The organism is Thalassotalea sp. ND16A, assembly GCF_000764205.1.
Classification (GTDB): domain Bacteria; phylum Pseudomonadota; class Gammaproteobacteria; order Enterobacterales; family Alteromonadaceae; genus Thalassotalea_A.
The window spans coordinates 1-700 of sequence record NZ_JQDZ01000128.1 but is presented as its reverse complement, the minus strand read 5'-3'; the positions used below and the strand labels follow the sequence as shown (position 1 = coordinate 700).

Sequence of the window (700 nt, the reverse complement as noted above, 5' to 3'; positions counted from 1 at the left end):
CCTTTAAGGTAAAGGTGGATACCTTTCTTAGTTGCTTCTGATATTATTCGACTTACCATTAGAATTCTCCTTCTTCAAACTCAGCAGTTATCATACTTGCTTCATATCTTTCATTTAATTTTATAGCGTCGATAAATACCGCACTCTCCGCAACTGTCGGTGTAGAAAAAACACTCTTTAATGTTAAGTGAACCTCCAAGGTTTTACTTATTTCTGACACTACACTTATGATCAATAACGAATGCCCACCCAACGCAAAGAAGTTATCGGTAATACCCACTTGCTCAATACCTAATACGTCTTGCCATATTTCACAGAGCAGTTTTTCTGTTGCTGTGGTTGGTGCAACATAAGATTTTTGTTGCAATGACATATCAGGCGTAGGTAAGCCTTTACGGTCAACTTTGCCGTTAGGGGTAAGCGGTAATTTATCTAGCACAACAAACGCAGATGGCACCATATAATCGGGTAGCGCTTGAGTTAAAGTCGCCTTGAGTGAATCAATAAAATCATGACGTAATGTTTGTGCTGCATCATTATTTTCTTCTGTAAGCATAGCTGTCGCTTCATCATGCGTCACATAAGCGACTAAACGCTTGTCTCCCTTGCCACTTGATAAGGCGACAACCACTGCATCATTCACTTCATCATGTGATAGTAATTGATACTCTATTTCACCCAATTCTATACGGAAGCCACG

Annotated in this window: 1 protein-coding gene; it reads right to left on the bottom strand. The window is 39.7% G+C overall.

The genetic code is table 11. The features are described 5' to 3' along the window. Positions 1-58: 58 nt before the first annotated feature. Positions 59-700, bottom strand: a 642-nt coding sequence (locus tag ND16A_RS00020; protein ID WP_052073372.1) for a phosphopantetheine-binding protein, incomplete at its 5' end; no start/stop codon positions are given.